We start from the raw sequence: 25,342 nt of genomic DNA, 5'->3' as shown, positions 1-25,342 counted from the left end.
CCGCGGGCGATGGCCCAGGCGCGGATGGTGTCGATGCGTTCCTGGATCTCCGCCGCCGTGGCCAGCGCCGCGGGCGGGCCGCCGCAGGTCTTGCGCAGTTCGGTGTGGATGACGCCGTGCGGCTTGCCGGTGCGGTGGTGCCAGGCGCCGACCAGCCCGTTCAGTTCGCGCCGGAGCGTCGAGATCTGCTCGAACATCGCGGTGTCGCGGCCGGCGGCCTCGTCCGGGGCCTGCTCGCCGTCGCCGGCCGGGGCGGCCGCCTTGGCGGCCTGCTGCTCGGCCTGCCGCCGGCGCAGCAGCACGGTCACCTGGTCGGGCTCGAGCAGGCCGGGGATGCCGAGGTAGTCGGCCTCCTCGGCGGAGCCGGCCCGCGCCTGGGTGCCGAACTCGCCGCCGTCGTAGAGGACGCGGTCGAAGGAGGCGTCGGAGCCGAGGGCCTCGAACGGCATCAACTCCTCACCGTCGGCGGGGTCCTCGCGCTGGGCGGCCTCCATGAGCGCCTCTTCGGCGGCCAGCGGGTCGTCGTCGGCGCCGGGCGGCTTGCCGAGAACGTGGTCGCGCGAGACCTCCATCTCGCCCGCGTACGACAGCAGGGACGGCACCGTCGGGAGGAAGATCGACGCGGTCTCGCCGCGCTTGCGGACCCGGACGAAACGACCGATGGCCTGGGCGAAGAACAGCGGAGTCTGTGTGGCGGTGGCGTAGACGCCGACGGCGAGCCGGGGCACGTCGACACCCTCGGAGACCATGCGGACGGCGACCATCCAGCGGCTGTCGCCGTCGCTGAACTCGGAGATCTTCTTCGAGGCCTTCGGTTCGTCGGACAGCACGACGGTGGGCGACTCGCCGCAGACGCGCTTGAGCAGCGCCGCGTAGGCCCGGGCGGACTCCTGATCGGTGGCGATGACCAGCCCGCCGGCGTCGGGCACGTGCCGGCGCACCTCGGTCAGCCGGGTGTCGGCGGCCTGCAGCACCGAGGGAATCCAGTCGCCGTGCGGGTCGAGAGCGGTGCGCCAGGCCTGCGCGGTGATGTCCTTGGTGAGCGGTTCGCCCAACCGCGCCGCGACCTCGTCGCCGGCCCGGGTGCGCCAGCGCATCTCGCCGGAGTACGCCATGAACAGCACCGGCCGGACGACGCCGTCCTTGAGCGCCTCGGCGTAGCCGTAGGAATGGTCGGCGACGCTGCGCGGGATGCCCTGGACGTCCGGCGAGTACGTGACGAACGGGATCGGGTTGATGTCGGACCGGAACGGGGTGCCCGTCAGCGCCAGCCGGCGGGTGGCCGGGTCGAACGCCTCGCGCGTGGCCTCGCCCCAGGACATGGAGTCGCCCGCGTGGTGCACCTCGTCGAGGATGACCAGCGTGCGGCGGTTCTCGCAGCGGGCGCGGTGCAGCATGGGGTGCGCGGCCACGCCGGCGTAGGTGACGGCGACGCCGGTGAAGTCGCGGCTGGTACGGGCCGTGCGGCCGCTGAACGCGGGGTCGACGGTGATGCCGACCTTGTCGGCGGCCTCGGCCCACTGCCGCTTCAGGTGTTCGGTGGGCGCGACGATGGTGAGCTGGTGGATGACCTTGCGAGCCAGCAGCTCCGCGGCGATGCGCAGCGCGAACGTCGTCTTGCCCGCGCCGGGCGTGGCGACGGCGAGATAGTCGCGCGGCTCGCGCGTCATGTAGTCCTCGAGCGCCGCCGCCTGCCAAGCACGCAGGCGCCCCGCGGTTCCCCACGGGGCACGATCGGGATAGGCAGGAGGCAGGTGCTCAGCGGCCGAAGTGCTCACACATCTCCCGTGACGTCGACATCGGTGTCCAAGCCCGGCCGCCGGCAACGCTGCCGACACGGGACGGCGCCCGGAGCCGGGCGGCGGCCCGGGCACCCGTCGAGCCTAACGGCCGGGACCGACAGCCGAAGGCCGGACGCGCGCAGTCTCACCCCGCCGGCTCCGCCGCGGGACCGGTCGTCGACGGCGGGTCGGCCGTCAGGCCGGTCGGAGCGGCGTCGGCCGCCGTCCGGACCCGGCCCGCAGCCCACGCGCCGAACAGCGCCAGGCAGGCCATGACCGCGAGGATCACCAGATAGACCCAGGTCGGGACGACGGTGTCGGCGACCTCCTCGGCGTGACCCGACCCGAAGATCGTGCCCGCCAGGCCGACGAACGTCGCCGTGAACAGTGCGTCGCTGACCTGCAGCGCCGCGGAGTTCGAGCCGTGCTCGGAGACCCGCGAGAGCTGGAACAGCAGCACGCTCATGCTCGCCGTCGCGATGCCCATGCCGAAGGCGCCGACCACCCAGGCCAGCATGACCACCGCGGCCGGAACGGACGGCACCAGCACCAGCGCCACCGCCGAGATGGCGGCCGCGACGAACAGCCCGCCGACCCGCACCAGCAGGTACCGCGGCGCGACCGTCTTGGTGCGGCCCTGGTACCAGGAGCCGGTCGCCCAGCCCAGCGCGCCGCCCGTCAGCGACAACCCGGCCAGCGTCGACGACAGCCCGCGCTCGGAGACCAGCAGCAGCGGCAGGAACGTCTCGGTGCCGAAGAACGCGCCCGCGTAGATGCCGCGCAGCGCGACGACCGTGGGCAGCCCGCGGCGCAGCACGATGGTGCCGGCCGGCAGCAGTTTCGGGACGCTCGGCACCACGAGCACCAGTGCGACGGCGGCGAACGCGAGCGCCAGCAGGTCCGCCCGCGACCCCGCGTACTGCAACAAGCCCATGCCGATCGCCGTGGCCAGCGCGAACCGTTTGCGGCCGGCTCGTGTCGGCGCCCCGCCCGGCGGCGGCCCGTCGACCGACTTCACCGACGGCAGCGCCAGGAACACCGGGATCAGCACCAGCGGCGCGACTCCCAGGAACACCCATCGCCACGACAGTTCGTCGGTCAGCACGCCCGCGACCAGCGGCCCGACGATCGACGGCACCACCCAGGCGGCCGCCATGGCGGCGAAGATCTTCGGCCGCATCGCCTCCGGATAGGCACGGCCCACGACGACGTACAGGGCGACGATGACCATGCCGCCGCCGAGCCCCTGGACCGCCCGGCCGGCCAGGAACGGCCACATCGATTGCGCCGACCCGGCCAGCAGCAGCCCGACGGTGAAGGCTCCCGCGCCCAGGATCAGGGGCCGCCGCGGGCCGCTGCGGTCGCACAGCTCACCGGAGACGACCATGGCGAACAGGCTGGTGGTGAAGAAGGCCGAGAAGGCGAATGCGTACAGCGCCAGGCCGTCGAGCTCGGGCACCGCGGTCGGCATGGCGGTCGCGACCGCCATCGACTCGAAGGCGATGAACACGACGGCCGAGACGATGCCGATGGACAGCCGCCGGAACTCCGGTCCGAGAACCCCCTGCGCCGCCTCGACGCCCGACCGCTCTGTCACGAGCGAATCATAGCGACGCTGCCGACATGCGACGTTCGTCCGCCCAGTCCGTAGACTGGCGGTGTGAGCACCCAGCTGAGCCCCGGCACCGAGACCATCGAGGATCGCCGCACCCAGCCCACCAGCGGCGACGGCGACCACGAGCGGTTCTCGCACTACGTGCCCAAGGACAAGCTCACCGAAGCCATGATCAACGGCACGCCCGTCATCGCCCTCTGCGGCAAGGTGTGGGTGCCCAGCCGCGACCCCCAGAAGTACCCGGTCTGCCCGCAGTGCAAGGAGATCTGGGAGTCGATGAAGCCCGGCGGCGGCGACAAATCCTGACCGTCCTGTCACATTCGGGTCGCCAGAAGCACCCATAGGGGGTGTGAGAGCGACATCGACGACGGCGTCCGGGTCCGGCCGTGGCTGAGCGGCCTATCCGGGCGGCCGTCCAGGCCCTGACGTCCCTGCGCGCCGCTGCCGGCGCGCAGTTCGAGCTGTTGCGCGCGGCGACGGTCGGCCGCGCGGAGGGCGCGGTGCGGGCGGCGGCCGTCGCCGACGCCCGGCTGGCCGCAGCCGTTCACGCCCGGCTGGCGGCCGAGGCCGGTCCACGGGCTGCCGGGCCGTCGCCATCGCCGGGTTCCTCCCCGGGTCTCTCCCCGGGCCTTTGCCCGGGCCCTTCCCCGGCGGCTCCTGGCGCCGCGGTCGCGGAGCGGGCCAAGCCCATCGCGGCCGTCGTCGACGGCGCGGCCTCGGCCACGCTCCGAGCGCTCGACGCCGAGGTGGCGCTGCTGGTCGCGCTGCTCCGCGACACCCCGCAGCCGGGTCGCCGGCCGCCGTTCGCCGCCCCCTCGGCGTCGGCGGCCGGCGACCCCACTCCCGCTGCGTCCGTCCCCCGGCGGGCGCCGGAGCCCGAGCTCACCGACGGCGTCCGCTACGCCGCCCACCCGCTGACGTTCCCGGCCGGTGTCGGCACCACGTTCGCCCGGCAGGGCTCCATCAGCGACTGCCATCTCGTCGCCGCTCTGTGCGCGGTCGCCGATCGCGCGCCGTGGCTGCTGCCCGCCGTCACCGCGAGCCACGACACCGTGGTGGTCGACGTGCCCCGGCGGCGGTATCGACTGCGCCCGACCCTCCCGGTCGACGCCGGCAGCGGGCGGCTCGCATACGCCTGCTCCCCCGACGGCTCGACGCTGGTGCCGTTCGTCGAGAAGGCGTTCGCCGTCTACGGCGGCGGCTACCCCGTGCTGGCCCGCGGCGGCCTGCCGGTCGAGGCGCTGTACTGGCTCACCGGCCGGCCCAGCTACCTGCTGCGGGTCCCGAAGGCCGACGACGACATCGTGGCGGCGCTGGTCGAGTCCGGGCAGCCGGCGGTCGCCTGCAGCCGTCCTTTCGACGACGACGGCTCCGGCGCGGCGGCCGCACTGCGGTACCGGCTGGCGCCGGTCGCGCACGCCTACGCCGTCCGCGGTCTCGACGCCGATCGCCGGGTCCTGCTGCACAACCCCTGGGGCCGGCGACACCCACGGCCGGTGCCGCTCGACGTCTTCCGCGACTTGTTCACCCGCATCGACTGGTGCGAGACCGATGACGGCTGACCCCGCGACGACGACGGTGCGGGTCCGGCTCGGCTACCCGGTCCCGGCCGGCGCCGCGTCCATCACCGTCGTCGGCCTCGACCCACCCCTCGTCTGCCTCGGCATCGACGAGCCCGGTGGGCCCCAGACCACCGCCTGGTACGCCTCCGGCAACGTGCTCACCGCCGGCGGCGTGCGCTGGCGGATCGTCCGCACCAGCCCGCCGCCCCGGCTGGCCCCCGACGCCCCTCCCGGCACCGCCGGCGACCACACCGTCGCCATCCTCGAACGGCTGGAGGGGTCGGTGGACGGCTGAGCCTGGGCAACGGCTGAGGCATTGGCCGTCCCCTTTGTTGGCCATGGCCCTTCCCGCGGGCAGTTGCCTGCGGGAAGGGCGCGGGAGCGGTGCGGCCACGGTCAGGCGACCCGTCATCCCACCCCACCCCGCCACTCCGCCTGGGCCGATCGGCCAAGCCGGGTGGGGCACACATGATCCCGGGGGGGTGACACCGGCGTCACCAGTTGGCGGCCTCGTCGACACGAGATCATGCGCCGGGCAGGCTGTCACGGCGACGGCGGCGCCGATACCGACACCAGCGAAACCGGCTCAGTTCATCGACGGGTCGGCGGGGAAGGTGGCCATCAGGGCCAACTGGCCGCCTTGGCGCCGGAGCACCGTGGGCCACAGGTGCTCGGCGTCGGTGCGGAAGGCGTCCCCCGGCTCGGAGTCGACGACGTACCACGAGCCCTCGTCGATCTCACCCTCGAGCTGGTCGGGCGCCCAGCCGGCGTATCCGGCGAACACGCGCATCGCCGTCACCGCGGGCTCGATGATCTCGGCCGGCGTGTCCAGGTCCACCACGCCGAGCCGGCCACGGACCCGGCGGATGCCGAGCGGCTCGTCGTTCCCGTCGACGGCGACCAGCCCCAGCGCGCTGTCCAGGCTGACCGGCCCGCCCTGGAACACGACGCCGGGTTCGGAGACCACCGACATCCAACCCGGCAGGACGTCGCCCACCAGCACCTCGGTCGGCTTGTTGACCATGACGCCGAGGGCGCCGTCGCCGTCGTGCGAGAGCATGAGGATGACGGCGCGGTCGAACGTCGAGCCGCGCAACGACGGCGCCGCCACGAGCAGCTTTCCGGTCAGCGCCGTGGAGTTCATGCCCACGGGTTCCATCGTGCCCGGTCGGCCGGGCCCGCGTCACCGAGGCGGCGCATCAGACCGGGATGGCCGGGAACTCGCCGGTCTCCTCGGCGACGCGCCTGATGGTCTCGACGCTGCCGCGCACGGCCTCCGCCACGGTGTCGGCGACGCCGGAGTGGAAGACGCTGGGGACGATGTACGACGGGTTGAGCTCTTCGTCCTTGACCGTGGCGGCCAGTGCCTGCGCGGCGGCCAGCATCATCTCCGTGGTGACGGAGCGGCTGCGGGCGTCGAGCAGGCCACGGAAGACACCGGGGAACGCGAGCACGTTGTTGATCTGGTTCGGGTAGTCCGACCGGCCGGTCGCGACGACGGCGGCGTACTCGCCGGCGGCCCGGGGGTCGATCTCGGGCTCTGGGTTGGCCAGCGCGAACACGATGGCGTTGTCGGCCATGGTGGCGACGTCGGCCGCGGTGAGCACGTTGGGCGCGGACACCCCGATGAAGAGGTCGGCGTCGCGCACGGCGTCGCGCAGGTCGCCGGTGACGCCGCGCGGGTTGCAGTGCTCGAGGTACCAGGTGGGCACGCCGGTGAGGTCGGCCCGGCCGGGGTGGATGACGCCGTTGATGTCGGCCGCGACGATGTCGGTGACGCCGGCCGCGACCAGCAGTTGCGCGATGGCGTGCCCGGCCGCGCCGGCGCCGGACATCGCCACGCGGATCGAACCGATGTCCTTGCCGACCACCTTGAGCGCGTTGTGCAGCGCCGCGAGCACGACGATGGCGGTGCCGTGCTGGTCGTCGTGGAAGACGGGGATGTCGAGCAGCTCGCGCAGCCGGGCCTCGATCTCGAAGCAGCGCGGCGCGGAGATGTCCTCGAGGTTGATGCCGGCGAAGACCGGCGCGATGTGCTGGACGGTGCGGATGATCTCGTCGACGTCCTGGGTGTCGAGGCAGATCGGGAACGCGTCGATGCCGCCGAACCGCTTGAACAGCGCCGCTTTGCCCTCCATGACCGGCAGCGCCGCCGTGGCGCCGATGTTGCCCAGCCCCAGCACGGCCGACCCGTCGGTGACGACGGCGACGGTGTTGCGCTTGATGGTCAGCCGGCGGGCGTCGTCGGGGTTGTCGACGAGCGCCTGCGACACCCGCGCCACGCCCGGGGTGTAGATGAGCGAGAGGTCGTCGCGGTTGCGGATCGGGACCTTCGACACGACCTCGATCTTGCCGCCGAGGTGCACCAGGAAGGTCCGGTCGCTGACCTTGCCGATGACCACGCCGGCCACCGAGCGCAGCGCCATGACCAGCTCGCCCGCGTGCGCCGACGACGTGGCGGCGCAGGTGACGTCGACCTGGATGCGGTTGGCGCCCGAGGCGGTCACGTCGAGCGCGGTGACGAGCCCGCCGGCCTTCTCGACGGCGGCGGTGAGCTGACCCACCGACGAGCCGCCCGCGGGCACCTCGAGCCTGACGGTGATCGAGTAGGAGACGCTCGGAACGCTGACCACGGTGACCCTTCTTGCCGAGATGTGAGCAGGACCACCGTAGATGATTCCGTACCCTCCGGGCGGCGGCGGCCGGGTTCGCGGAAGAGGCCCCTTACTCCGCGCCGCCGGCGGGGTAAGGGGCCCGCACCGCGCGGGTGTGCGCGGACGCCCGATGCCGCGGGTCCCGCCTCAGCACGAGGCTCATGGCTACGAGATGAGTCCGAGGGAGGGACCCCATGATCGACAACCTTCGCGCCGAGCTCGCCTACCGGCACGAGCGGGTGCGCCGCGACATCGCCCTCACCCGCCGTGGCGCCACGGAAGAGCCGGCCCGGCCGCCCGCGCCGCGGGTGCGTCCGCGTCCTGTTGGCGCCGTCCGCTGACCGGTCCGAAAATGCCTGCGACGTTGTCGGAGCCGTATGCGAGCATCGGTGTCGTGCCACGACTCGGTACCGGAGTCCCCTTCACCGCACGCAGCGCTGAGATCGCTCAGCTGCGCGCGGCGCTCGAACGCGCCCGCGCGGGCGCCGGCACCGCGGTGCTGCTCTCCGGCGACGCCGGCGTGGGCAAGAGCCGGCTGCTGACCGAGTTCACCGCCGAGGCCGAGGCGGCCGGCGTCCACGTGCTGCTGGGTCGCTGTGTCAGCGTCGGCGAGGCCGGGCTGCCGTACCTGCCCTTCAAGGAAGTGATCGAGCAGCTGCGGCGGGTCCGGCCCGACCTCGTCGACGCCCGCCCGGCGCTGGCCCAGCTCATCGGCCGCGCCGCGGCCACGGCGGCGCGGTCGGGCGAGGAGAACGACCTCGGCCAGCTGCAGCTGTTCGACGCCATGGTCACGGTGCTAGCCGAGCTGAGCGACGACGCGCCGGTGGTGCTCGCCATCGAGGACCTGCACTGGAGCGACGCCTCCAGCCGCGACCTGCTGTCGTTCCTGGTGTCGCGGCTGGCCGCGCAGCGACTGCTGATGGTCGCCACGTACCGCTCCGACGATCTCCACCGCCAGCACCCGCTGCGGCCGCTGCTCGCCGAGCTGGTCCGGCTGCCGGCCGCCGAGCGGCTCGACCTCACCCCGTTCGGCCCGGCCGACGCGCTGGCGTTCGTCGAGGCACTGGCCGACGGCGGCATCGACGCCGAGCTGCTGAGCGACGTCGCGGAACGGTCCGAGGGCAACGCGTTCTTCGCCGAGGAGCTGGTCGCGGCCAGTGCCACGGGCCCGGCGGGCGGCATCCCCACCGCGCTGGCCGACGTGCTGCTGGCGCGGGTCGAGACCCTCAGCGCGGCGGCGCAGCGCGTCGTCGGCGCCATCTCCGTCACCGGGCGCCGGCACGTCCGGCACGCGGCGGTGCGCTCCGTCGTCGACCTCCCCGACGGCGAGCTCGACGCCGCGCTGCGCGAGGCGCTGCAGCACCACATCCTCGTCACCGACGACCAGGGCGGCTACACGTTCCGGCACGCGCTGCTACGCGAGGCCGTCTACGCCGATCTGCTGCCGGGCGAGCGGGTCCGGCTGCACGCCGCTTACGCGCGCCGCATCGTCGAGCTGAAGCAGGACGAACTGGCCGGCGCGCTCGCCTACCACAGCCTGCGCAGCAACGACCTCCCCACGGCGCTGGCCGCGTCGGTGAAGGCGGCCGACGACGCCATGAGGGTCGGCGCGCTCGCGGCCGAGCTGCGCTACGTCGAACAGGCGCTGGAGCTGTGGTCGGCGGTCGACGACCCCGTGGCACGGGCCGGCGTCGACGAGCTCGCGCTCACCCGCAAGGCCGCCTACGTCGCCAGCGCGGCCGGGCACCCGGAGCGCGCCGTCGCCTACGCGCAGGCCGCCCGCGAGCTGGCCGACCGCGACGCCGACGCCGTCACCCGCGCCGACGTCCGCCGCCAGCTCACCGAGACGCTGCTGGCCAACATCCGCTGGCTCGAGGCCGAGCAGGTCATCGAGGACGCCTGGGCGCTGGTCGAGCCCGAGCCACCCAGTCGCACCCGCGCGTGGGTGCTCGCGTTGCGGGCGCGCACGCGCCTGGCCAAGGAGAACGAGCTGTCCCGGGCCTACGCCGAGCAGGCCATCGACGACGCCCGCGCCAGCGGCAGCGTCAGCGCCGAGTCCGACGCGCTGATCACGCTGGCCTTCAACGACCTCCGCGCCGGCGCCGTCGAGGAGGCCTGCGCGCTGTTCGAGCAGGCCCGGCAGAACGCCATCCGGGTCGGCGCCGCCAACGTCGAGCTGAGGGCCTTCTTCAACCTCGTCACCACCAGGTACGAGCAGGGACGGCTCGACGAAGCCACCGCCATCGCCGACGCCGCGGCCGCCCGCGCCGTCGAGTTGGGCCTGAAGTGGAGCATGTACGGCCTCGAGCTGCGCTGGATGGGCGCCATGGTCCACTACGCGCACGGCAGCTGGGACGCAGCACTGGCCGCCGCCAGCCCGCCCGGAGAGCAGGTCTCCGACACCATCTCGGCGCTGCTCGCGGCGTCGGCGGCGATCATCAAGGTCAGCCGCGGCCGGTTCGACGAAGCGCAGCGCGACCTCGCCCGCATCCGGCCCGAGTGGCACCGCGACAACCAGATCGCCCAGCTGGCCGGCATCGCGGGCATCGAGATGGCCGGCTGGCAGGGCCGCCAGCGCGACGCCGCCCGGGTCGCCGACGACGCCATCGCCTCCATGCGCAAGGGCGACGACGACCACTGGCCGCTCGGCGGTATCCGGCTGGCGGTGCTGGCGCTCGGCTCGCTCGCCGACGTCGCGCGGCGAGCACGGGCCGAACACGACACCACGGCCGAGGCGGCCGCCGTCGCCGAGGGCCGGCGGTTCGCCGAGCACGCCCGCGCCACCGCCGAGCACGGCATCCCCCGCGCCGACCGCCTCGGTCCCGAGGGCCTGGCCTGGCTGGCCCGGCTGCGGGCCGAGGAGTCCCGCCTGACCGGCTCCACCGACGCCGAGCCGTGGCGCGCGGTCGTCGAGGCGTTCGCCTACGGCGAGCCGTTCCACGTCGCGCTGGCCCGCTGGCGGCTGGCCGAGGCGCTGGTCGCGACCGGCGACCGCGACGCCGCGGCCGCCGAGTTGGCCGCCGCGCTCGAGACCGCCGACCGGTTGGGCGCGCGGCCGCTGGCCGACGCCGTCCGCGACCTCGCCCGGCGCGCCCACATCGCGCTGCCCGGCGCAGCGCTGTCGTCCGCCGGGCTGCTGACCCCGCGCGAGCTGGGCGTGCTCGAGCTGGTGGCCCGCGGCTACACCAACCGCAAGGTCGGCGAAGAGCTGTTCATCAGCGAGAAGACCGTGAGCGTGCACCTGTCCCGGGTCATGACGAAGCTCGGCGCGGCCAGCCGCACCGAGGCCGTCTCCATCGCTCACCAGCGCGGGCTGCTGGCCGACGCCGGCTGACCCCGGAGTTGATCACGTCAAGTGGGGTTGCTCCCGCTCCCACAGGCATGCATGCCTGGCGAAGCGGGAGGAAGCCTGGTGGAGCGACATCAGACGGCGGCCTCGTCGCGCCGGGCGAGGATCGCGTCGACCGTCTGCTCCGGCGTCAGGTCCGACGTGTCCAGCCACAGCCCGACCCGCGGCGTCTCCTCGCGCAGTGAGGTGTCGAGGTCGGCCACCGTCCAGGCGCCGTAGCCGGTCTTGCCGCGGCCGGCCTCCCGCGCCGCGACGGCGTCGGGGCGCGGTGCCAGCACGACGACGTGCAGCGGCCGGGTGCGGACCAGCTCGACGTACTCCGCCAGCACCGGCCCGACGACGACGTCCTGCACGACGGCCGTGAACCCGGCGGCCGCGTACTCGTCGGCCACGCCGGCCGCGATGCGATAGCGAAGCCGCAGCTGCGCCATGCCCTCCTCGCTGCCGGGGACCGGGTCGGCCCGGCCGGACACGATGGCCTTCCGGAACGTGTCGCCGCGCACGTGTGCCGCCTTCGGCAGCCGCTCGGCCAGCGCCTGGGCCACGGTGGACTTGCCGGCCGCCATGATGCCGGTGATCAGGTAGACGCTGGACACGGGCGGCCACTCTGCCAGACCGGGCGGCCGCCCGTCACCGGGATTTCACCGCGACCGCGGCACCGGTGCGCCACCGCACCGAGCGGCCGCCCGTCTCCCACGGCTGCGTCCCACGGTGGGGTCCCTGACCAGGCGTCCTCCCGCTTCCCCAGGCATGCATGCCTGGTAGAGCGGGAGCGACCCCCCTTGACGTGATCATTTGAGGCCGGTGGCGTTGCCGGAGCGCATGAAGTACCGCGAGAAGAACACGTAGACGATCGCGATCGGGATGGTCGACAGCGTCGCCAGCGCCAGCTTCAACGGGAACTGCTGCGATCCCTGCAGGTCACCGGCGGTCAGCCGGGCGATGCCGAGGTTCATCGTCGCGAGGTCCGGGTTCGACGTGGCGACCAGGAAGTGCGTGAACTCGTTCCACGAGCCCTGGAACGACAGGATCGTCACCGTCACCAGCGCCGGGCGAACGAGCGGCAGGATCACGCTCCAGAACGTCCGGAACACCCCGGCGCCGTCGATCCGCGCGGCCTCGTCCAGCTCGGCCGGCACCGCTTCGAACGCCGTCTTCATCAGCAGGATCCCGACCGCGTCGCAGAACAGCGGCAGGATCATCCCCGAGTAGCTGTCGAACATGCCGAGCTCGTTGAGCACCAGGAACTTCGGGATCAGCAGCACGACGCCGGGCACCGCGAGCACCGCGACCACGCCGGCGAACACCACGGCCCGCCCGCGGAACCGCAGCCGGGCCAGCGCGTACCCGGCCAGGCTGTCGATGATCAGCCGCCCGAGCGTCACCGAGATCGTCACCACGAACGAGTTGCCCAGCCAGCGGAACACCGGCACCGAGTACGCCGGGTTGGATCCCGCGACGATCTCCCAGGCGGCCATCGACACCGGCGACGGGATCAGCGAGACGGGGTTGCCGACGGCGTCCGCGTCGGTCTTGAACGACGTCGCCACCTGCACGAGGAACGGTCCGAGGTACAGCAGCGTCCCGAGCGTCAGCAGCCCGTAGCCGATCACCCGCACCAGCACCTTGCGCGGCAGCGGCGAGTACCGGTCGGTGAGGACGACGGGGACGGCCTCGCGCGCCGGCCGGGCGCCCCGCCGTCGGTCCAGCAGCCCGCTCATGCCCGCCGCTCCCTTCCCACCCACCGCTGCACGAGCGTGAGGACGATGATGATCGCGAACAGCACGAACGCGACCGCCGCGCCGACGCCGAACTGGCCGTCGCCGAAGCTGCGCACGTAGGAGATGTAGGCCGGCGTCAGCGTCGTCTTCGCCGGCGAGCCCTGCGACAGGATGAACACCTGGTCGAACACCTGCCAGCTGCCGATCAGCGCCAGCGTGATGACCAGCACGACGCTGCGGCGCATCAGCGGCAGCGTGAGGTGCCGGAACCGCTGCCAGGCGCCGGCGCCGTCGATGGCCGTCGCCTCCTCCAGCTCGACCGGGATGTCCTGCAGCCCGACCAGGAAGAACAGCATGAACGTGCCCGACGTCGTCCAGACGGTGAGCATGATCAGCGTGCACATCGCCACCGACGGGCCGGACAGCCAGTCCCACAGGCTCAGCCCGCCCAGCGTCGTGTCCGACAGCGCGCCCGGCGCGCCGTCGACCCCGAACCAGGACAGGACGATGTGCAGGACGCCGCGCGGGTCGGTGAACCACGACGGCCCGTCGATGCCCACCCACGACAGCACGACGTTCACGACGCCGGCCCCCTGGAACAGGAAGAGGAACAGCACGCTGATCGCGACCGAGCTGGTGATGGCCGGGAAGTAGAAGATCGTGCGGAAGAAGGCCCGGCCCCGCAGGATGTACGAGTTCACGGCCAGTGCCAGCGCGAACGACACCACGACCGCACCGGTGACGTTGAACAGCACGTAGTAGACGGTGTTGCGCACGCTCAGCATGAAGTCGCTGCGCAGCAGCCCGGCGTCGACCAGCAGGTTGCGGTAGTTGTCCAGCCCGACGAAGTCGGCCTCGCCCGAGAACGGGCTGGACTGCCCGTTCCAGTCCAGCAGGCTGACCCACGCCGCCATGAGGATCGGCGCGAACAGGAACACCACCAGCACGATCACGGCGGGCGCGACGAACAGCCAGCCGGCCCGGCGTTCCTGACGCAGGTGCCCGGAGCTTCGACGTCCGCGGACCGGCCGGGTCCGGTCCGCGGACGCCTTCCGGGTGACCGTCGCGGTCACGTCACTCCTGCGCGAGGAGGGCTTCGCCGTTCGTCTGCAGCGTCTGCAGCGCCTGCTCCGGGGTGACGGTTCCGGCGGCCATGCCCTCGAGCTGGGTGTTGAAGTCGGCCAGGACGGACTCGAACCCGGGCACCGCGACCTGGCTGCGGGCGTTGTCCATGCCCTCCGCGAAGGCCGCCTTCTCCGGGAAGGTCTCGGCGTTCCAGTCGGCGAGGCTCGCACGCGACGGGATCGGCCCGAACGCCTCGGCGAACGTCTGCTGCTGCTCGGAGCCGGCCAGGAAGTTCACCAGGTCGACGGCGGCCGCCTGGTTCTCGCTGTCGGCGGCGATGCCCCAGCAGTTGGTGAACGCCGTCGCCGCCTGGCCACCGGGGCCGGCCGGCATCGGGACGGCGGTCCACTGCCGCTCCGGGAAGTCGTTCTGCAGCGCGCCGACGATCCAGGCGCCCTCGATCGTCATCGCGGACTTGCCGCTGCCCAGCGCCTCGCCGCCCCAGGCCGCGTCGATGTTGGGCGCGAACGCGAACGTACCGGCGTCCATGTTCTGCTTGATGTACTGCAGCGTCGCGAGGTTCTCCGGGGTGTCCGCGGTGACCTCGGTCTGGTCGTCGTTCACGAAGAACCCGCCGCCGGCCAGCATGAACGTCCCGACGGGGTTGTAGTCGCCGGTGAACGCCAGACCGACCCGGCCGTCGGCGGTGAGCGCCTGGGCGGCTGCGGCGAGGCCGTCCCAGTCCTGCGGGTAGTCGGCCTCGGTCAGCCCCGCGGCGGTCCACGCCTCGGTGTCGATGACCAGCGCGTGCACGCCGCCGTCCTTGGGCGCGCAGTACAGCTCGTCCTCGTAGGTGAACGCGTCGCGCAGCGACTGGTAGATGTCGTCGGCGTCGTCGATCTGGTCGCCGTACGGGTACAGCGAGCCGCCCTCGGCGAGCATGCGGAAGCGGTCCGGGCTGACGTAGAAGACGTCCGGCGGGTTGCCGCCGGCGAGCCCCTGCTGCAGCTGCTGCACGAGGTCCTGGGCCGGGATCACCTCGACCTCGTTGCCGGTCTCGGCGGCCCAGCGCGACGTCGCGTCCTGGACGGCGACCGTCTCGGCCTCGCCGGACGAGCCGATCATGACGGTGAGCGAGCCGCCGCCTTCGGTGGCGCCGGTGGCCTCCGAGCCGGCGTCGTCGCCGTCGTCGTCGAAGCCGCTGCCGCAGGCGGCGAGCAGGGTGGCGGCCGCCACGGCCGTGGCCACCGCGAGTGAGGTGCGGGCGAACTGCATGTCAAGCCTCCGTGGGGGCGGCCGGAGCGGATCCGGCGGGGCGAGAGCTGGCCCGGACGACCAGCGACGGGCGCAGCAGGCGGTGCTCGGGGCCGGGCGGGGTGGCGACGACACCGAGCAGGTCGAGCAACATCTGGACGACTTCGCGGCCGATCTGGTCGATCGGCTGGGACAGGCTGGTGAGGTCGACGCCGGGCAGCCGGGCGGCAGGGGTGTCGTCGAACCCGACGACGGCGACGTCCTCGCCGGGACGCAGGCCGTGGTCGGCGAGCGCCCGCAGCGCGCCGTACGCCGACTCGTCGCTGACGCAGACCAGCGCGGTGGGCGGCTCGGCGCCGTCGAGCAGGGCGGTGGCCAGGGTGCGACCGGTGCCGGCGCCGCCCTCGGCCCGGACGATCCACGGCTCGAGGTCCAGGCGCAGGCAGGCCGCGGTGTAGCCGGCGACGCGGTCGTCGCCGACGCCGGAGCCCTCGGGCCAGCCGATGAACGCGATGCGGCGATGGCCGATCGCATGCAGGTGCTCGACCGCCTCGGTCATGCCGGCCGCGCCGTCGACGTCGACCCAGCGGCCGCGGTCCGGGCCGGACCAGCTGCGGCCGAACGCGACGAACGGCACGCCCTGCTCGGTGAGCCAGCCCGGCCGAGGATCGGCGACCACGGTGTCGGCGAGGACGAAGCCGTCGACAGCACGCTGGGCGAGCAGCTCGGCGTAGCGGTCCAGCCCGGCGTCGCCCGCGGGGGCGGTGAACAGGAGGACGTGGAAGCCGTGCTCGGCCGCGGCGTCGGTGACGGCGTGCACGAACCGGTCGAGCACGGGGTTGAGGTTGCCCGCGGCGGCCGGCTGGACGCAGTAGCCGATGAGGTTGCTCATGCGGGTGCGCAGCGACCGGGCGGACCGGTTGGGGCGGTAACGCAGCTCGCGGATGGCCTCCTCGACCCGCTGCCGGGTCTCCGGCGCGACCCGTTCCGGCGCGTTCAGGACGTTGGAGACCGTCTGCCGCGACACCCCGGCCGCGGACGCGACGCTCTCGAGCGTGGCACCACTGTCCGGTGTCGCCATCGGCCGTCCTCCTTGACGTGTTGAACGATCAAAACTCGGTTGATACCGTGCGTTTGATCGTTCAAAGATGGGATCTGGTTCAGAGTTAAGAACGCGCCGACTGTTCTGTCAAGTCACGGAAGGATCACCGTGGTGACCGCTCCACCCGCCTCCGGCCCGGTGCCGCAGCCATTCCTGCACGACCTCGTCAGCTGCGTCAAGGCACCGACGGTGGCACTGTCCGGCGCTGACGGACAGCTCCGGGCGGCCGGCGCGCAGGGCGTGCTCAGCCACGACCGGCGCGTCCTGTCAGAACTGCGCGTCGACGTCGACGGCCACGAGCCGGAGCCCGCCGGGCACGGCCTGCGCGGCGCCGGGCACGCGCACTTCACCGGCATCGTCCGGCACCTCGGCGACCCCGGCGCCGACCCGACGGTGCGGCTGGAGCGGCAGCGCTTCGCCCGGGCCGACGGCATCGCCGAGCGACTGGAGCTGGTGAACAACGCGCGGGTGCCGATCGTGGCGACGGTGCGCCTGCACGTCGCGGCCGACTTCGCCGCCGCCGACGCCATCAAGCAGGACGGCGCCCAGCACGGTGGCCGCCCGCCCCTCGACGCCGACGCCCCCGGTGCCGCCGGCGCGGTTGCCTGGGACGGCGGCGAGCTGCGCACCACTCTCACCGCGCCGGGCGCCACGGTCGACGTCCACGACGCCGGCGCCGTCCTCAGCTGGAACGTCGACCTCCCGCCCCGGTCGTCCTGGACGGCAGACATCGACGTCACCGCCGCGTTCGCCGCCGGTCCCCCGCCCAACGCCTTCAGCCCGGCCGACGACATCGGCTGGGACGCGGTCGCCGTCTCCGGGCGGTCCGACCTCGCCAGGCTGACCGCGCGCAGCGTCGACGACCTCGCGGCCCTGGCGCTGGCCGACCCGCTGGCGCCGGCCGACCCGTTCTTCGCCGCCGGCAGCCCGTGGTTCTTCACGCTGTTCGGCCGCGACTCGCTCTGGGCCGCCCGGTTCACGCTGCCGCTGGGCACCGGGCCCGCCCGCGGCACGCTGCGCACGCTGGCCCGCCGTCAGGGCCGCCGGCACGACCCGGACACCGCCGAGGCGCCGGGCAAGATCCTGCACGAGGTCCGCATCCCTGCGGCCGGGTCGTGGCTGCCGCCGGTCTACTTCGGCACCGTCGACGCCACCGCCCTGTGGGTCTGCCTCCTGCACGACGCCTGGCGGTGGGGGCTCGACGTCGGCGACCTGCTCGACCCGCTCGACGCGGCGCTGCGCTGGCTGACCGAGGAGGCCGACCCCGACGGCGACGGCTTCCTGGAGTACGTCGACACCAGTGGCCGCGGGCTGGCGAACCAGGGATGGAAGGACTCCGGCGACTCCATCCAGTTCCCGGACGGGACGATCGCCGAAGCGCCGATCGTGCTGAGCGAGGCTCAGGCGTACGCACACGAGGCGGCGCTGGCGGGAGCCGCGCTGCTGGACGCCTTCCGGCGGCCGGGAAGCGGAGCGCTGCGCGACTGGGCCACGGCGTTGCGCGAGCGGTTCGCGGCCACGTTCTGGGTGTCCGACGAGAAGGGCCGGTTCCCCGCCATCGCGCTCGACGGCGCGAAGCGGCCGGTCGACACCGTCACGTCGAACCTCGGTCACCTGCTCGGCACCGGCCTGCTGGGGCCGGACGAGGCCGCCGTCGTCGCCGACAGGCTCGGCCGTCCCGACCTCGACGCCGGGTACGGGCTGCGCACGATGAGCGCTGACGCGGCCGGGTTCAACCCGCTCGGCTACCACGCGGGCAGCATCTGGCCGCACGACACCGCCATCGCGGTCCGCGGGCTGGCCGCCGACGGCTTCGCCGGCGTCGCGGCGTCGCTGGCCGGCGGGCTGCTGCGGGTCGCGCCGGACTTCGGGTACCGGCTGCCCGAACTGTTCGCCGGCACCGATGCCCGCGCCGGCGAGCCGGTGCTCGCCTACCCGGCGGCGTGCCGGCCGCAGGCGTGGTCGGCGGCGACGGTGATCGCCCTGCTGCAGGCCGCCCTCGGACTGACGGCGGACGTGCCGGCCGGCACGCTGCGGGTGGCGCCCGACCCGGCGTTCGCCGACTGGTTCCCGCTGCGGGTCGAGGGCCTGCGGGTCGCCGGCCACCCGCTCGCCGTCTCCGTCGACGCCGCTGGACGCGCCGACGTGCGCACCTCCGCCCCGCTGACGGTCACCACCACGTGACGACGCCCGGCCGCACCCGGACCGGGATCGCCGCCGAGGGCATGCGGTTCGCCGCGACGTTCGCCGCGACGTTCACCGTGCGCGTGAGGTAGCGGAGCAGGAGGGGATTCGGGCGATGCCGGCCTGGGTAGGCTCAAGTATCCGAACGAGGAACGACCGACGCGCAACGATTCCCACAGGCACATACAGCCACGTCAACGGCGTGCGGCGCGAGCTCGCCGCCACGCTGGACCGGCTGCGTCAGGAGGTCGGCGACGAGCCTTGGGCAGCCCCTCGTCAGGATGTATGAAATGCCCTAAAGTGCCCAACCATGGTCGAGTCATCCACCCCTGATGCCACCACCGCCGTCGTCTCCGTGGTGGTCGACGCCGACCCCGACGACGTCTTCCCGATGTTCACCGAGCCACGCCGGCTGGCCGGCTGGTACTGGCCGCCCGCGTTCGCCGCGATCTACGAGACCGACCCCCGTGCCGGCGGCCGGTTCAGCTTCCGCACCACCGGCCTCTCCAAGGGCCACAACATCGCCGTACGCGGCATCTTCGGCGAGGTCCGGCGGCCCCGCCTGGTGACCTTCATCTGGTCGTGGGACGGCGACAACGCGCCCGCGAGCCGGGTCGCCGTCAAGCTCGCTCCGTCGGAGCAGGGCGGCACCGAGGTGGTCGTCACGCACAGCCACAACCCCACTGAGGAGCAGCGCGACGATCACCTCAAGGGCTGGTACGACAGCCTCTCGCGCCTGGCCGATCAGCTCGCGATCGGTTAGTCTCGATCACATGCCAGGTCAGCGCTGGTTTAGCGGCCCCCGGTCGGCGAACGTCCGCCGCCCGGAGGGTGCGCACGCCTGACCCCTCCGCGGACGACCGGCCGGGGGAGCTTCCACACCGCTTCCCGCGCTTCCGCTCACTTCCCGCGAAGGGCCTGGTCATGACCGCATCTCTCGTCGCCTCCGACAGCCGGCCGCAGCCGCTGTCACTGCCCGCCCTGGTCGACGCGCTCTCGCTGCGCGACCTCACCGATCCCGCGCAGGGCCAGCACGCCCTGCAGCTTCTCGTCACCTCCGCCGCGTCCGCCCTGGGCGAGCGGTGGGACGCCGACGTGCGACTGCTCCGCTCCCGACCCGTCGTCGCCGTCGAGGACAACTACGACCGCCTCGGGTACCAGCCCGGCGCGGTCTCCCGCGACGTCCGGTACACCCGTTACGTCAGCGACACCACGATGCTGCGCAGCCACACGTCGGCCGGGGTGCCGCCGGAGCTGCGGGCGCTCGCCGCCGACCCGCCGTCGCGCGACGTGCTGCTGGTGCTGCCCGGCATCTGCCACCGCCGCGACTCCATCGACCGCCTGCACACCGGCTCGCCGCACCAGCTGGACCTCTGGCTGCTGCGCCGCGGCGGCCGCCGTCTCGACCACGACGACCTGCACCTCCTGGTGACGACGCTGGTCGACGCTCTGCTGCCCGGCACGCACTGGCGCTGGACGGCGACATCGCACCCGTACACGACCGGCGGCCGCGAGGTCGAGGCCATCCACGACGGCCACCCGGTCGAGATCGCCGAGTGCGGGCTCGCGGCGCCCGAGGTGCTGACCGCCGCCGGCCTGTCGCCGTCGTCGTGGAGCGGACTCGCCCTCGGGATGGGGCTCGACCGCGCGCTGATGCTGCGCAAGGGCATCCCGGACATCCGGCTGCTCCGCTCCGCCGATCCGCGGGTCGCCGAGCAGCTGCGGGACCTGACGCCGTACCACTCGGTGTCCGACCTGCCGCCGGCCCGCCGCGACATCTCCGCCGCCGTCGCCGCCGGCTCGGACGGCGAGCTGCTCGGCGACCGCGTCCGCGAGGCTCTCGGCCCCGACGCCGACCTCGTCGAGGAGGTCGCCGTCCTCTCGACGACCCCGTACGCGGACCTGCCGGCCGCGGCGCGTGAGCGGCTGGCGATCCGGCCCGGGCAGGAGAACGTGCTGCTCCGGCTGGTGCTGCGCCCGGTCGACCGCACCCTGAACAGCGAGGAGGTCAACGCCCTCCGCGACCGCGTCGCCGCCGCTCTCGCCACCCCGGAATGATCACGTCAAGTAGGCGTACTCCCGCTTCCCCAGGAATGCATGCCTGGGGAAGCGGGAACGGCCCCACTCAACGTGATCATTTGTGGACGGGGATCGGCTCCGGCTCGGCGGCGGCTGGGGGCGCGGCCTCGCGCAGGCCGAAGCGGGCGTGCACGCGGCGCAACCAGGCCGGCGCCCACCAGGTCGCACCGCCGAGCAGCCGCATGGTCGCCGGGAGCAGGGCGCCGCGGATCAACGTCGCGTCGATGAGCACCGCCAGCGGCAGCCCCACCCCGAACGCCTTCATCAGCGTGATGTCGGAGACGAGGAAGGCGAGGAAGACGATGGAGATGAGGACGGCCGCCGCGGTGACGATGCGGCCGACCTTCTCCAGGCCGAGCGCGACCGCCGCCGTCGGCGAGGCGCCGCGGTCGTACTCCTCGCGGATCCGCGACAGCATGAACACCTGGTAGTCCATCGCCAGCCCGAACGCCAGCGCGAACAGCATCACGGGCACGGTCGAGACGGTCGTGCCGGTGACGGTGAAGTGGAACAGGCCGGACAGGTTGCCGTCCTGGAAGATCCACACCATCGCGCCGAACGTCGCGGTGAGGCTGAGCGTGCTCAGCACCAGCGCGAGGAACGGCAGCACGACGCTGCCGGTGAGGAGGAACAGCAGCACCACCATCGCCGCGCCGACGGCGCCGAGCGCCCACGGCAGCATGTCCAGCAACGCCTGGTCGGCGTCCTCGGCCATGGCGGCGACGCCGCCGACCAGCGTCTGTTCCACAGCGTCGACGGCGCGGACGGCGCCGACGAGCTCGCGGGTCTGCTCGACGGTGCCGGGGTCCGGCACGACGGACAGGTAGACGGCGTCGCCGGCGGCGAAGCGCTGGTGCAGCGGCGACGCCGGGGCGACCTGGGCGCCGCCGGTGTAGGTGCCGGTGACGGTGTCGACCCGCGCGACGTGGTCCAGCCGCGAGAGCCGCTCGGCATACCCCGCGACGCCGTCAGCCGACGCGGCCGACGGCGCCACGACCTGCAGCGCGTCCTGCTCCCCCGTCGCGAAGTCAGAGCGGATCACCGCCGCCACCTGCCGCGCCTCGGACGACTCCGGCATGACCCGCTCGTCCAGATAGCCGAGCTTCATGCCGAGGAACGGCGCGCCGAGCAGCAGCAGGACCGCCGTCACGGCGGTCGCGATCGGCAGCGGCCGGCGCATCACGAACACCGCCAGCCGGTGCCAGAACCCGTCGCCGCCGGACGAGCGCCGGCGCCGCAGCCGCGGCGTCCCGACCCGCGTCCCGAGCACCGCGAACAGCGCCGGCAGCACCACCAGCGACGCCGCGGCGGCGAGCAGCGCGGTCAGCACGCCCGCGTACCCGATCGACCGGATCGCCGGCAGCGGCACCAGGATCAGCGTCGCCAGGGCGATGCACACCGTCAGCGACGCGAACACGACGGTCCGCCCGGCCGACCCCAGCGTCGCGCGGATCGCCTCCGGCACCGTGCGCCCGCCGGCCAGCTCCTCCCGGTACCGGTTGACCATCAGCAGGCTGTAGTCGATCGCCAGCCCGAGCCCGGCCAGGGTCACGACGTTGGCCGCGAACACCGACAGGTCGGTCGCCTCCGCCAGCAGCCACAGCAACCCCATGCCCAGCAGCGACGTCGTCGCGGCGACGGCCAGCGGCAGCAGCGCCGCGACGACCCCGCCGAACACCAGGACCAGCGCGACCAGCGTCACCGGGAAGACGATCAGCTCACCGGTCACGACGTCGCGCTCGCTCTGCTCACTCAGTTCGTGCGAGAACGCCGCGTAACCACCGACCTGGACGTCGACGCCGTCGGCGAGCGCGCCGCCATAGGCGTCCGCGAGCTCGCCGACCCGCTCGTTGACCTCGGTCTCGTCGCCGGCGATCGTCGCGAGGACGAGCGCGCGGTCGCCGTCCTCGCTGCGTAGCTGCGGCTGCGCGGACGTCCAGTACGAGACGACGTCACGCACGCCGGCCTCGGCCGCGAGCCCCTCGGTCAGCCGGGTTCCGGCCGCGGCCGCGGCGTCCACTCCGCCGGACCCGGACGCCGTCACCAGCAGCGCCAGGTTGGGCGGCGACTGACCGAACGTCTCCTCGAGCAGATCGGCCGCCTGCCCGGACTCCGACCCCGGGTCGTCGAAGCCGCCGGCCGACAGTTTCCCGAACAGCGACGTGCTGGTCGCCCCACCGAGCAGGGCGAGCAGCACCGCCACGATCAGTACCGTCCGCCTCCGGCGCGTCACGAACCCCGCCAGTCTCCTCGCCATCGTCTCTCCGTCTCGCCTGCGTCTCGATGTCCGCACACGAGACCCGCGCCGTCCGGCGGGTGTGACACGACCGGCCGGAACGCGACGCGGCTCACACTCGGGCGAGCGGCAGCACGACGTCGTCGACGATCTCGACGATGGCGGCGTCGGTGATCTCGCCGTAGACCAGCAGCTCGCTGCGCAGCAGGTCGGCCGGCAGCCGCACCAGCCGCGGCGTGAGGCGGGCGGCGTCGACCTCGCCACGGGCCACCGCGCGCTCGAAGACGACGACGACCGGGCCGGTGCGCTGCAGCTCGGCCAGTTGCTCGCGGACCAGCGCGGCCAGCTGAGGGTCGCGCGCGGTCTCGGTGAGCAGCCCCCAGAGCGCGTCGATGCTACGGGCCGACACGCCGGTGGTGATGGTGCGCAGCAACGCGAGCAGGTCGCCGCGCAGGCTCCCGGTGTCGGGCACGTCCTCGGCGGACGGCGCGTGCTGCGTCAACGCGGCCAGCACCAGCGCCGCGCGGCCCGGCCAGCGCCGATAGAGGACGGCCTTGCTGGTCCGGGCCCGCTCGGCGACGCCGCCGACGGTCAGCCCGGCGTACCCGGACTCGGCCAGCTCGGCCCAGACGGCGTCGACGATGGCCGCCTCGAGCGCCTCGCCGCGCCGGCGCGTCTCCGCCATCGGGCCCTCCCAAGGAACGTTGCGTTTCTTATCTCGAGTAGCCTACAGTCCTCTCAATTAGATACGCAGAGTTTCTTATCTGGAGGACGAGATGTCCGAGCCGACCCCGTCGCCGCCCGCCTGGCGCCAGCTCGCCGCCGTGGTCGCGGGCCTGACGCTGCTGCTGCTCGCGCTGCTGTCGGCGTTCGCGCTGCCGCCGCTGCACTCCGGCGCGAACGACGTGCCGATCGCCGTCGGCGGTGGCGACCTCACCGCCGAGCTGGACGCCCGCGAGCCCGGCGGGTACGCCGTCACGACCGTCGCCGACGCCGACGAGGCCCGCGCCCTGATCCTCGACCGCGAGGTCTACGGCGCGTTCCTGCTCGACTCCACCGGCCGCCCGGACGAGATGCTGCTCGCGACCGCCGCGAGCTCGGCCGTCGCGACCCGGCTGCGAGCGCTCGGCGCGGAGCTGGGCGCCGGGACCGTCACCGACGTCCGCCCGTTCCCGGCCGACGATCCCACCGGCGCCGGGCTGTCCGCGGGCGCGCTGCCGCTCGCGCTCGGCGGCTGGATCGCGGCGGTCGTGCTGCTCATGACGGTGCGCGGCCCGGCCCGGCAGGCCGCCGGCGCCGCCGCGTTCGCCGTCGTCGCCGGGCTCGCGCTGACCGCGCTGCTGCGGTTCGGGTTCGGCACCTTCGACGGCGCGTACTGGGCGACGGCGGCCGCCGCGGCGCTGGGCATCTCCGCGACGGCGTGGACGATCCTCGGGCTGCGGACGGCGCTCGGCAACGCCGGGCTCGCGGTCGGCGCGATCGCGCTGATCCTGCTGGGCAACCCGCTGTCCGGGCTGGCCAGCGCGCCGGAGCTGCTGCCGGCCGGCTGGGGCGCACTGGGCCAGCTGCTGCCGCCGGGCGCGGCGGGCAGCCTACTGCGCTCGGTCGCCTACTTCGACGGCGCGGGCGCGGCCGGGCCACTGCTGGTGCTCGCCGGCTGGCTGGCCGGCGGGGTCGCTCTGTTCGTGCTGGGCGTCGGGCGCGCGCGGCGGGCCGCAGCGGCCCCGGCCACGGAGGTGACGGCATGATCCCGGCCACGATGCGGGCCGCCCGGCACCACCGTTACGGCGACCCGGACGTACTGCGAGTCGACGCGGTCGACGTGCCCCGGCCCGGCCCGCGGGAGGTGCTGATCCGGGTGCACGGCGCCAGCGTGAACCCCAGCGATGCGCTGTTCCGGTCAGGCCGGCTGCGGGTCGGCGCCCGGCTGCCCCGTGGCACCGGGCTCGACCTCGCCGGCGAGGTGGCGGCCATCGGCGACCGCGTCGACGATCTCGCCGTGGGCGATCGCGTCTGGGCCTATCGCGGCGGGCTGCCGAAGCGGCTCGGCACGATCGCGGAGTACGCGGTCATGCCGGCCGGCCGTTGCACCCCGGCGCCCGCGGGCGCCGATCTGGCCGACGCCGCCGCGCTGCCGACGGCGGGCCTGACGGCGCTGCAGGTGCTGCGCGACGCCCTGCGGGTCGGGCCCGGCGACCGAGTGCTGATCGTCGGCGCGTCGGGCGGGGTCGGCTCGGCCGCGGTGCAGCTGGCGGTGGCGCTCGGCGCGACCGTCACGGCGGTGGCCGGACCGGCCAACGCGGACCTCTGCCGCGACCTCGGCGCGGCCGACGTGCTGGACCACACCGCGCTGTTTCGCCCGGGACCGACGTCGGACCTCCCGGCCCGCGACGACCGCCTGCCGGCGGAGGGCGCCTTCGATGCCGTCGCCGACCTGCACGGCGCGCACGTCCGCGACTACCGGCGGCTGCTGGACCGCGGCGGCCGGATGGCGACCACCGCCACCCGGGCCGTCCCGTTCGCCCTCGCGAGCACGCTGCTGCCCGGCCCGCGCGTCCGCGTCGTCCAGGTCAAGCCGCGCAGCGCCGACCTCGCCATGCTCGCCCGCCACGTCGACGACGGCGCACTGCGCCCCGTCGTCGACCGGCGCTACCCGCTGGACCAGATCGCCGCCGCGCACCGCGCCGTCGAGACCGGGCACGCCCGCGGCAAGCGGGTGATCGAGCTGGCCTGAGGGTGG

At 73.8% G+C, this 25,342-nt stretch carries 21 protein-coding genes; 10 read left to right on the top strand and 11 right to left on the bottom strand.

The window, feature by feature from the left end:
- Window positions 1–1,778 (bottom strand): DEAD/DEAH box helicase (locus tag DZA62_RS04350; RefSeq protein ID WP_157987466.1); only part of this gene is annotated, 1,778 nt, incomplete at its 3' end.
- A gap of 148 nt (window positions 1,779–1,926) precedes the next feature.
- The gene (locus DZA62_RS04345; RefSeq protein ID WP_198663397.1) at window positions 1,927–3,378 is read right to left on the bottom strand and encodes an MFS transporter; all 1,452 of its coding nucleotides are present in this window, start codon (window positions 3,376–3,378) and stop codon (window positions 1,927–1,929) included.
- A 63-nt stretch (window positions 3,379–3,441) separates the two neighbouring features.
- Between DZA62_RS04345 and DZA62_RS04340 the strand changes: the two genes are divergently transcribed.
- The 3 genes from DZA62_RS04340 to DZA62_RS04330 all read left to right on the top strand — a co-directional run bounded on the left by DZA62_RS04340 (window position 3,442) and on the right by DZA62_RS04330 (window position 5,253).
- The gene (locus DZA62_RS04340; protein ID WP_116947485.1) at window positions 3,442–3,702 is read left to right on the top strand and encodes a DUF3039 domain-containing protein; all 261 of its coding nucleotides are present in this window, start codon (window positions 3,442–3,444) and stop codon (window positions 3,700–3,702) included.
- A gap of 80 nt (window positions 3,703–3,782) precedes the next feature.
- On the top strand, window positions 3,783–4,958 hold the full coding sequence (locus tag DZA62_RS04335) for a calpain family cysteine peptidase (RefSeq protein ID WP_116947484.1): 1,176 nt from the start codon (window positions 3,783–3,785) through the stop codon (window positions 4,956–4,958).
- The gene (locus DZA62_RS04330) at window positions 4,948–5,253 is read left to right on the top strand and encodes a hypothetical protein (protein ID WP_116947483.1); all 306 of its coding nucleotides are present in this window, start codon (window positions 4,948–4,950) and stop codon (window positions 5,251–5,253) included. The genes DZA62_RS04335 and DZA62_RS04330 overlap by 11 nt, the downstream gene beginning before the upstream one ends.
- Before the next feature lie 291 nt (window positions 5,254–5,544).
- Here DZA62_RS04330 and DZA62_RS04325 read toward each other — a convergent pair whose 3' ends face one another.
- Window positions 5,545–6,102, bottom strand: coding sequence for a YqgE/AlgH family protein (locus tag DZA62_RS04325; protein WP_116947586.1), 558 nt, complete (start codon window positions 6,100–6,102; stop codon window positions 5,545–5,547).
- 55 nt (window positions 6,103–6,157) lie between these two features.
- Entirely contained in the window at window positions 6,158–7,591 is a 1,434-nt protein-coding gene (locus tag DZA62_RS04320) for an NAD-dependent malic enzyme (protein WP_116947482.1), read from the bottom strand.
- 215 nt (window positions 7,592–7,806) lie between these two features.
- Between DZA62_RS04320 and DZA62_RS35500 the strand changes: the two genes are divergently transcribed.
- Together DZA62_RS35500 and DZA62_RS04315 are read left to right on the top strand one after the other, a co-directional pair.
- Window positions 7,807–7,953, top strand: a complete 147-nt coding sequence (locus tag DZA62_RS35500; RefSeq protein WP_157987465.1) for a hypothetical protein — start codon at window positions 7,807–7,809, stop codon at window positions 7,951–7,953.
- A gap of 53 nt (window positions 7,954–8,006) precedes the next feature.
- Window positions 8,007–10,946 carry a helix-turn-helix transcriptional regulator gene (locus tag DZA62_RS04315; RefSeq protein WP_198663396.1) on the top strand — a complete coding sequence of 980 codons (2,940 nt, stop codon included), beginning with the start codon at window positions 8,007–8,009 and terminating at the stop codon, window positions 10,944–10,946.
- Between the two features lie 89 nt (window positions 10,947–11,035).
- Here DZA62_RS04315 and DZA62_RS04310 read toward each other — a convergent pair whose 3' ends face one another.
- The 5 genes from DZA62_RS04310 to DZA62_RS04290 all read right to left on the bottom strand — a co-directional run bounded on the left by DZA62_RS04310 (window position 11,036) and on the right by DZA62_RS04290 (window position 16,082).
- Window positions 11,036–11,557: an AAA family ATPase gene (locus tag DZA62_RS04310; protein WP_116947481.1), complete on the bottom strand. Its 522-nt coding sequence runs from the start codon at window positions 11,555–11,557 to the stop codon at window positions 11,036–11,038.
- A 195-nt stretch (window positions 11,558–11,752) separates the two neighbouring features.
- Entirely contained in the window at window positions 11,753–12,682 is a 930-nt protein-coding gene (locus DZA62_RS04305) for a carbohydrate ABC transporter permease (RefSeq protein WP_116947480.1), read from the bottom strand.
- Complete coding sequence (locus tag DZA62_RS04300; protein WP_198663395.1) at window positions 12,679–13,755, bottom strand: carbohydrate ABC transporter permease; 1,077 nt, start codon at window positions 13,753–13,755, stop codon at window positions 12,679–12,681. The genes DZA62_RS04305 and DZA62_RS04300 overlap by 4 nt, the downstream gene beginning before the upstream one ends.
- 1 nt (window position 13,756) lies before the next feature.
- Window positions 13,757–15,022 (bottom strand): sugar ABC transporter substrate-binding protein, encoded by a 1,266-nt coding sequence (locus DZA62_RS04295; protein ID WP_116947479.1) that lies wholly within the window; start codon window positions 15,020–15,022, stop codon window positions 13,757–13,759.
- A gap of 1 nt (window position 15,023) precedes the next feature.
- On the bottom strand, window positions 15,024–16,082 hold the full coding sequence (locus tag DZA62_RS04290; protein ID WP_116947478.1) for a LacI family DNA-binding transcriptional regulator: 1,059 nt from the start codon (window positions 16,080–16,082) through the stop codon (window positions 15,024–15,026).
- Between the two features lie 132 nt (window positions 16,083–16,214).
- On the opposite strand from DZA62_RS04290, the gene DZA62_RS04285 reads away from it, so the two are divergent.
- From DZA62_RS04285 to srmL, 3 genes are all read left to right on the top strand, one after another.
- Window positions 16,215–18,287: a glycogen debranching N-terminal domain-containing protein gene (locus DZA62_RS04285; protein WP_116947583.1), complete on the top strand. Its 2,073-nt coding sequence runs from the start codon at window positions 16,215–16,217 to the stop codon at window positions 18,285–18,287.
- Window positions 18,288–18,597: 310 nt separating this feature from the next.
- The gene (locus DZA62_RS04280) at window positions 18,598–19,050 is read left to right on the top strand and encodes an SRPBCC family protein (protein WP_116947477.1); all 453 of its coding nucleotides are present in this window, start codon (window positions 18,598–18,600) and stop codon (window positions 19,048–19,050) included.
- Window positions 19,051–19,211: 161 nt separating this feature from the next.
- Window positions 19,212–20,345, top strand: coding sequence for a PheS-related mystery ligase SrmL (gene srmL / locus DZA62_RS04275; RefSeq protein WP_116947476.1), 1,134 nt, complete (start codon window positions 19,212–19,214; stop codon window positions 20,343–20,345).
- 76 nt (window positions 20,346–20,421) lie between these two features.
- On the opposite strand, the gene DZA62_RS04270 is transcribed toward srmL, so the two are convergent.
- Both DZA62_RS04270 and DZA62_RS04265 read right to left on the bottom strand, forming a co-directional pair.
- Window positions 20,422–22,623 (bottom strand): MMPL family transporter, encoded by a 2,202-nt coding sequence (locus tag DZA62_RS04270; protein ID WP_116947475.1) that lies wholly within the window; start codon window positions 22,621–22,623, stop codon window positions 20,422–20,424.
- Between the two features lie 91 nt (window positions 22,624–22,714).
- Window positions 22,715–23,287, bottom strand: coding sequence for a TetR/AcrR family transcriptional regulator (locus DZA62_RS04265; protein ID WP_116947474.1), 573 nt, complete (start codon window positions 23,285–23,287; stop codon window positions 22,715–22,717).
- A gap of 91 nt (window positions 23,288–23,378) precedes the next feature.
- On the opposite strand from DZA62_RS04265, the gene DZA62_RS04260 reads away from it, so the two are divergent.
- Together DZA62_RS04260 and DZA62_RS04255 are read left to right on the top strand one after the other, a co-directional pair.
- The gene (locus tag DZA62_RS04260; protein ID WP_116947473.1) at window positions 23,379–24,350 is read left to right on the top strand and encodes a hypothetical protein; all 972 of its coding nucleotides are present in this window, start codon (window positions 23,379–23,381) and stop codon (window positions 24,348–24,350) included.
- Window positions 24,347–25,336: an NAD(P)-dependent alcohol dehydrogenase gene (locus DZA62_RS04255; protein WP_116947472.1), complete on the top strand. Its 990-nt coding sequence runs from the start codon at window positions 24,347–24,349 to the stop codon at window positions 25,334–25,336. The genes DZA62_RS04260 and DZA62_RS04255 overlap by 4 nt, the downstream gene beginning before the upstream one ends.
- The last annotated feature ends 6 nt before the right edge of the window (window positions 25,337–25,342 follow it).

This window comes from Jiangella endophytica, from assembly GCF_003427025.1.
Lineage (GTDB): Bacteria > Actinomycetota > Actinomycetes > Jiangellales > Jiangellaceae > Jiangella > Jiangella endophytica.
This window is presented reverse-complemented; position numbering and strand designations above follow the sequence as displayed.